Genomic DNA, 7,441 nt, shown 5'->3' on the forward strand with positions numbered 1-7,441 from the left:
CTCGCATACACCTCGCAACTCGGTATATAAGAATGAACCCGTGAGGCAACTTCAGGTCCGATTGCGCTATGGTTCATAGATGGCTGTAGCAACACCGCCGACCGGACAGTCGGCCTCGCGTGGACGGATCGACAAGCGGCAGGCGATCCTGGACGCGGCGTTCGTCGTCTTCGCTCGCCGCGGGTACGCGCAGGCGGGCGTGCAGGAGATCGCCGAGGTCGCCGGTGTCGCCAAACCGACCATCTACAACCATCTCAACGACAAGGAAACGCTGTTCCGGCACACGCTCGCCGCCGTGAGCGACGCGGTGCTCGCCGAGAACCTGGCGGTGGTCGAGCGGTTGCGCAATCCCGGTGAGGATCTGCGCGCCACCCTGGAAGACGTGGCCTACCGACTGATCCGGTCCTGCTGTACCGAGCAGTCCCGGTCGCTGCGCTGGCTCACCTACGGTCAGGTCGCGCAGTTCCCCGATCTGATGGATGTCGTGGTGAGCCGGACCTCTGATCAGCTCGGCGACGCGCTCGCGGATCGGCTGGCACGCTTGTCGCTGTCGGGCCACCTGCGCGCGAGCGATCCGGCGATCGCCGCCGAGCAGTTCCTCGTCCTGATCACCGGCCCGATGGAAGGCCGCACCCGGCTGGGCACCCGCAAGGTCTCCACCGCCGAGATGCACGCGGTCGCCACCGCTGCCGTCGACACCTTCCTACGCGCCTACGGGACACCGGAGAACCCTTGAGCCACCGCCCTTTTCGCTTCGGCCTCGTCACCGTTTCCCCCGCCGACCCGAAGTCGTGGATCTCGACCGCGCGATGGGCCGAGGACGCCGGGATCTCCGCGTTGCTGTTGCCCGATCTGCCCGCACCGGTGCCCGCGCCACTGACCGCGTTGAGCTACGCCGCCGCGGCGACAACCACGCTCCAGGTCGGCACGTGGGTGCTGGCCAACGACTTCCGCAATCCGTTCGTCCTCGCACGGGAGGCCGCGACCCTGGACCTGGTATCCGACGGCCGCTTCCAGCTCGGCCTCGGCGCCGGCCAGACCGCCATCGGCTACGGCGAACTCGGGATCGCCGCCGACTCCGACCGGGTTCGGTTCGAGCGCCTCGCCGAATCGGTGGGCATCCTCAACGCACTGTTGCGCGGTGAGCGGGTCGAGGCCACCGGGGCCTACTACACGAACACCGGAACGACGCTGGTGCCCGCTCCGCCACGCAAGGTGCCGCTGCTGCTCGCCGCGGGCGGACGACGAGCCACCGAACTCGCCGCGGCCGAAGCCGACACCGTCGCGTTCAGCACCTTCTCCCGCGAGCAACTCACCCGCCAGGTCGCCTGGCTCGACAGTGCCGCGGGCCCACGGCTTTCCGGCATCGAACGGGCGCTGCGCTTCAGCACCCCGACGAGCACCATCGGTCCGCCGATGCCCGATAGTGCCCCGACACTGCTCACCGGATCGCCCGCGCAGGCAGCCGATCAGCTGCGCCGGCTCCGCGACGAGTTCGCGATCTCCTACATCGTTCTCGACGACGACGCGGCACGCGAACTCGCGCCCGTGGTGAGTCTGCTCTCAGGCACCTGAGCCGCCGTCCACCAGGTCGGCACCGGGGATGGCGGCCAGCAGCTGACGCGTGTACTCGTGGGTCGGCTCCTCGAAAAGCTCTTCGGTGGTGCCGATCTCGACGATGCGGCCCTGCCGCATGACCGCGACCCGATGGGCGATCTGACGCACCACCGCCAGATCGTGCGAGATGAACAGGTACGCCACGCCGGTCTCGGCCTGCAGCTCGGCGAACAGGTCGAGGATCTGCGCCTGCACCGAGACGTCCAGCGCCGAGACCGGTTCGTCACAGACCACCAGCTCCGGCGACAGGGCCAGCGCCCTGGCGATCGCGACCCGCTGACGCTGTCCACCGGAGAGCTCCGCGGGCCTGCGCCCCAGCGTCGACGCGGGAAGGGCGACCCGGTCGAGCAGTTCGCGCGCCCGCACCGCGCGTGACGCGCGGTCACCGATGCCGAAAACCCGCAGTGGTTCGCTGATCACGGCCTGGATCGAGAACCGCGGATCCAGCGACTCGTATGGATTCTGGTAGATCACCTGGGCGCGGCGACGCAGTGCCCGCAACCGCGCACCCTTGATGGCCGTCACATCGTCATCGTCGAACACGATGCGCCCGGAGGTCGGCGGGGCCAGGCGCAGAATCATTCTGGCCGTGGTGGATTTGCCCGACCCGGACTCCCCCACCAGCGCCAGCGTCTCCCCTCTGTGCAGCGAGAAGCTCACGCCGTCGACGGCACGCACCGTCTTCGCTCGGCCGTTCGCGCGCGGCAGCGGGAACTCCTTCACCAGGTTCTCGACCGCGAGCAACGGCTCGGTGCCGGGCTGCCGCGACCGGGCACGCACACCGGTACGTCCGGGCACACTGCGCAACAACTGCTGGGTGTACGGATCGCGCGGGTCGTCGAGTATCTCGCGGGTCGGCCCGCTCTCCACGATCCGGCCCCGCGACATCACCGCGATCCGCTGTGCACGATCGGCGGCGACTCCGAGGTCATGGGTGACGAGAAGTACTGCTGTGCCGAGGGTTTCGGTCAGACTCGTGATGTGGTCGAGGATGCGTCGCTGCACGGTGACATCCAGCGCGCTGGTCGGCTCGTCGGCGATGATCAGCGCAGGGTTCGCGGCGATGGCGATCGCGATCAGTGCCCGCTGGCGCATGCCACCGGACAGTTCGTGCGGATACTGGTCGGCCCGGGTTTTCGGGTCGGGCATCCCGGCCCGCTCGAGCAGGTCCACCACTGCCTCGGGCGCCGATCGCCGGGTCGCCAGGCCGTGGATGAGCAAGACCTCGGCGACCTGGGTGCCGATGCGCTGCACCGGATTCAGCGAGACACCGGGGTCTTGGGGAATCAACCCGATCTGCGCCCCACGAATCGCGCGCAACTCCCGGTCTCCCGCCCTCGCCAGGTCCCGGCCCGCGAACTGGATCCGGCCCGCGTCGATGTGCCCTGCCGCAGGCAGCAACCCGGTGACGGCGTGCGCGGTCGAGCTCTTGCCCGAGCCGGATTCACCGACCAGTGCCACGATCTCACCCGGCGCGATGTCCAGATCGACCGCTCCCACCGCACGCACCCGGCCGGTGCTGGTGCGGTAGGAGATCGACAGGCCACGCACTTCCAGCAGATTCGCGGTCATCGCCGATTCGCCCACTCTCCATCGAGTGCCCGTGCGATCCGGTTGGTCGCGAGCACGACGAACGCCACCATGAGGCCCGACATCGTCGAGATCCACCACGCGTTGGCGAGATAGTTGCGCCCACTCGAGATGAGTGAGCCCCACTCCGGCGCCGGGGGCACCGCGCCGTAGCCGAGGAAGCTCAGCGACGACACCGCCAGCACGGCGGTGCCGAGGTCCAAGGTGGCCAGCACGACCACGGGGCCGATCGCGTTCGGCAGTATGTGCCGGCCGAGCACCGTGTACCAGCGTGCCCCCGACGACCACGCGGCCTCGACGAACACCGCTTGCCGTAACCGCAGCACCTCGGCACGCATCACCCGGGCGAAGCCGGCCACGCTGGCCACACCCACCGCGATCGCGACCTTCACGGTGCCGTAGCCCAGCGCGGTCACCAGGGCCAAGGACAGGAACAGCGACGGAATCGACAGCAGCACATCGGCGAAGCGCATCAACACGTCGTCGACCCAGCGACCGACGAACCCCGCGATCAGGCCCATCGCGCCCCCGACGACGAACGCGACGGCCACCGCGATCACCGTGGCCTGCAACGACAGCGCGGTGCCGTGCACGACGCGGGTGAACAGGTCGCGGCCGAGTTCGTCGGTGCCGAACCAGTGCTGCCCGCTGGGCGGCGCGAAGATCTCCGACGGGACGCCGAACAGTGGATCCCGGGAGGTGAACAGCGTCGGCCACAACGCCGCCAGGACGACCAGCACGAGCGTGACCACCGACAGGACCAGGCCGGGTCGGTACAGCAGGAACCCTGGCAGCCGACGCCAGTCGAAACCCGTGCGGTGTTCGTCGTCGAACTCGTCGATGACGGTTCGGGTGACGGCCGCCTCGGTCAGCACGATATCGGTCACGCGTAGCTCCTCGGGGGCGCGACCACGATCCGTGGGTCGAGCACCGGGTAGATCAGGTCGACGATGAGGTTCACCACGACGAAGACGAACGCGCCGAACACCACAACTCCTTGCACGAGCGGAATGTCCTGCACGCTCACCGCGCTCGCCATGACCCGTCCGAGTCCGTTGCGCGAGAACACCGTCTCGATCACCACCGCGCTGGCCACCAACTGCCCGACGAGCAGGCCGACGATGGTGAGCGCGGGCAGCGACGCACTGCGCAGCGCGTGCCGCAGGTGGACCCGGATCCGGCTGGCGCCCTTGGCCCGCGCGGTGTGCACGAACGGCGCGTCCAGGGTGGACAGCAGGCTCTTCGCCAGCACCTGTGCGATCAGCGCGCCGGTCGGAATGGCCAGCGTCACCGCGGGCAGCACCAACCCGGCCAGGCCGGCGTTGCCGAACGCGGGAAACAGCCGGATCCGAAACGACAGCAGCTGCACCAGCATCAGGCCCGCCCAGAAGGACGGGATCGAGATCGCCAGCGGCGGCAACGCCAGCAGTACCTGCCGCAGCCAGCGCCGCGAGGTGTAGGTGGCCGCCACGGCGAGCCCGCCGCCGAACAGCACCGCGAGCACCAGCGCCGCCGCCGTGAGCTGCAGGGTCGGCGGCAGCGCCGCGGCGATCGTGCCGGTCACCGACCGGCCCGTGGCCACCGAATCCCCGAAGTCGCCGACCAGCCCCCGGCCCAGATAGTCCAGGTACTGCACCACGATCGGCTTGTCGAAGCCGTACTGCGCCCGCAGTGCGGCGAGCTCGGCGGGGTCCACCGGCGAGGAGGTCAGTCCGCCGCCCGCCATCGCCGACACCGGGTCGCCCGGCAAGAATTCCAGCACGAAGAACGACACCGTGTACGCCGCCCACAGCACCCCGACCGCCTGTGCGAGGCGGCGTAACACGTACCGGCCCATGCCGGTTCAGCTCCGCCAGGTGTCGTGCAGCCGGGTCCGGCTCGACGACTCGAAGTTCAGGCCGTGCACGGTCGGCGCCGCCGCGAGCACAGTCTCGAGTTCCACCACCGGGATCACGTACGCATTGCGCACCACCAACTGCTGGGCCTGCTCCACGAGCGGGCGGCGCTTGGCCGGATCGGCCTCGGCCGCCTGGGCGGTGAGCAGTCCGTCGAGCTCGCTCGGCGGCAGCCGGTAGGCGTTGACCTGCTGGGTCGAGTACAGCGTGCGCAGGCAGTCGGGGTCGGCGCGGCTCAGGTCGCCGCCCCACAGTCCGTCGAAGTCACCGGACCCGATCAGCTGCGGGAACTGGGTCACCTGGAGCTCCTGGAGCTGCAACTCCACCCCGACCACCTTGAGCTGCTGCTGGACCAGTTCCAGTGCCGCCCGGGTGTTCTGGGAGTTGTTGAACCACACGACGGTGAGACTCAGCCGGGTGCCGTCCTTGCGCCGGATGCCGTCGCCGCCCACCTGCCAGCCCGCCGCGTCCAGCAGCGATGTGGACCGGGCGGTGTCCAGAGCGAGATCCGCCGACAGATCGGTGTAGCCAGGGGTCGTGTGCGAGAGAATGCCGGTGGCGGGCACGGTGCCGCTGGCGAAGACCGCCTCGACGATCTGGCGCCGGTCCACTGCGGCCTGAATTGCCTTGCGCACCTGAACATCTCGCAGGATGGGCCGGGAGTTGTTGAGGCCGAGGTTGAACACCGCCCCCGGGTGCGATCGGGTGAGCAGGGAGATCCCCGACGCCTTCAGCCCGGCTTCGTCGGCTCGGCCGAGGCCGGTGGCGACGTCGAGCTGCCCGGACTGCACACTGCCCGCACGCACCCCGGATTCGGGGATGACGGTGAACTCGATGGAGTCGAGGTAGGCCTCACCCTGCTTGGTCCACAACGGCGAGCCCCACCCGTAGCCGACCCGCTTGGTGATCGTGATCGATTGGTTGGGAACGTATTTCGACAAAACGAAGGGACCGGAGCCGGTCACGCCGTCGCTGCAGCGTTGCTGGGGCGTCTTGGCCGCGTCGGCCGTCGAGATCAGGCCGAGTGCGGCGGTCGAGGTCGCCTGCAGGAACTGCGCGTTGGGCTGTTCGAAGGTGATCTTGGCGGTGTGCTCGTCGACCACCTCGGTGCCGACGTACCCGGTGACATAGCCCTTGGACAGGATGGCGAGAGCGCCCAGCTTGGGGATCGCGTCGAAGTTCGCCTTCACCACTTGCGCGTTCAGCGGGGTGCCGTCACTGAAGGTCACATCGGACCGCAGCCGGAACGTGAACGACCTCGCGTCGGGACTCACCTCCCAGCTCTGTGCCAGCCACGGCACCGGCTGACCGGTGTTGGGATCCTGGTCGGTCAGCGAGTCGACCGTCTCGCGCAGCGAATACAGGGTGTCGCTACTACCGACCTGCTGGGGATCGACGCAGCCCGCGTCGGAGGCGACCGAGAACCGCAGCGTGCCGCCGGATCTCGGTGGACCGGCATCGCCGCCCTGCTCGCCACCGGCGCCACAGGCACCGGTGAACAGGGTGACCGCCGCCGCCGACACCACGGCACAGCGAATCGACTTCGAACGCACAACACTGATCACGCCAGAATTCCTCTGTCTACTGCCCGGATTCACGTGGGACTCACGGCGGGCGACACGACGAAACATTTCACATCTCGAAATACCCGGTCAACAATTCGGATCACCTCGTTCGGAATACATCGTCGCACCGAATAGTGCGGTACGCCATCGGGCGGTGTCCGGGATCGTGCTAGCTTCGCACCGTGTCGATAATCGAACGACGCGCCGAGCGATGTGTTGTCGTCCGGCAGGAGAAAGGACCGACGTGACCGCTGTACATGACAATCTGCTCGCGACGATCGAAGCGGAGCGGGCGATCTTCCGAACGTTCTACAAATTCTTCCGGATCGCCGACACCCAGGAGAGCGAGCGGTTCAGCGAGTGCTTCACCCCCGACGCGCTGATCGAGTACCGGATCATGCCCGGCCCGCCGGTGCTGTTCCACGGCCGTGACGAGTTCACCGATCACATGAGCCGGGTGCCCAAGTCGCAACGCTCCCTGGTCGCCCATGTCATCGGGCAGGCCACCATCGAGTGGAACGGCGATAAACCCCTGCTCACAGCCTATGCGACGGTGTGGCACTGGTTCTCCAGCACCGCGGCCACCGACGTGGGACGACCGGCCGACTGGGTGGTCATCGGGCTGGTTCAGGACGAGTTCGAGCAGTACGAGGGTGAGTGGCTCATCTCGCACCGGGATGTGCGACATGTCGCGGGCCGGGTCGCCGCCGGCCACGGTCCGGGCTGAACATCACGGTTCACCACCGCCGCAAGATCGGGCCGGACTCGTTGCCG

At 68.4% G+C, this 7,441-nt stretch carries 7 protein-coding genes; 3 read left to right on the forward strand and 4 right to left on the reverse strand.

Going from position 1 to position 7,441, the window contains the following annotated elements; translation table 11 throughout:
- Positions 1-79 precede the first annotated feature (79 nt).
- Together ACFULV_RS33315 and ACFULV_RS33320 are read left to right on the forward strand one after the other, a co-directional pair.
- On the forward strand, positions 80-736 hold the full coding sequence (locus ACFULV_RS33315) for a TetR/AcrR family transcriptional regulator (RefSeq protein ID WP_378629448.1): 657 nt from the start codon (positions 80-82) through the stop codon (positions 734-736).
- Complete coding sequence (locus tag ACFULV_RS33320; RefSeq protein WP_378663792.1) at positions 733-1,575, forward strand: LLM class flavin-dependent oxidoreductase; 843 nt, start codon at positions 733-735, stop codon at positions 1,573-1,575. Before ACFULV_RS33315 ends, ACFULV_RS33320 begins: the two co-directional genes overlap by 4 nt.
- Here the strand turns inward: ACFULV_RS33320 and ACFULV_RS33325 are convergent.
- From ACFULV_RS33325 to ACFULV_RS33340, 4 genes are all read right to left on the reverse strand, one after another.
- Entirely contained in the window at positions 1,564-3,189 is a 1,626-nt protein-coding gene (locus tag ACFULV_RS33325; protein WP_378663795.1) for a dipeptide ABC transporter ATP-binding protein, read from the reverse strand. The two genes, ACFULV_RS33320 and ACFULV_RS33325, sit on opposite strands and share 12 nt — an antisense overlap.
- Positions 3,186-4,001: an ABC transporter permease gene (locus tag ACFULV_RS33330; RefSeq protein WP_378663803.1), complete on the reverse strand. Its 816-nt coding sequence runs from the start codon at positions 3,999-4,001 to the stop codon at positions 3,186-3,188. Before ACFULV_RS33330 ends, ACFULV_RS33325 begins: the two co-directional genes overlap by 4 nt.
- 89 nt (positions 4,002-4,090) lie before the next feature.
- A complete protein-coding gene (locus ACFULV_RS33335) occupies positions 4,091-5,044 on the reverse strand; it encodes an ABC transporter permease (RefSeq protein WP_378663798.1) in 954 nt (317 codons plus the stop codon).
- Between the two features lie 6 nt (positions 5,045-5,050).
- The gene (locus ACFULV_RS33340; RefSeq protein WP_378663801.1) at positions 5,051-6,667 is read right to left on the reverse strand and encodes an ABC transporter substrate-binding protein; all 1,617 of its coding nucleotides are present in this window, start codon (positions 6,665-6,667) and stop codon (positions 5,051-5,053) included.
- Between the two features lie 244 nt (positions 6,668-6,911).
- On the opposite strand from ACFULV_RS33340, the gene ACFULV_RS33345 reads away from it, so the two are divergent.
- Positions 6,912-7,394 (forward strand): nuclear transport factor 2 family protein, encoded by a 483-nt coding sequence (locus tag ACFULV_RS33345; protein ID WP_301907190.1) that lies wholly within the window; start codon positions 6,912-6,914, stop codon positions 7,392-7,394.
- The last annotated feature ends 47 nt before the right edge of the window (positions 7,395-7,441 follow it).

This window comes from Nocardia sp. NPDC057272 (assembly GCF_042668615.1).
GTDB lineage: Bacteria > Actinomycetota > Actinomycetes > Mycobacteriales > Mycobacteriaceae > Nocardia.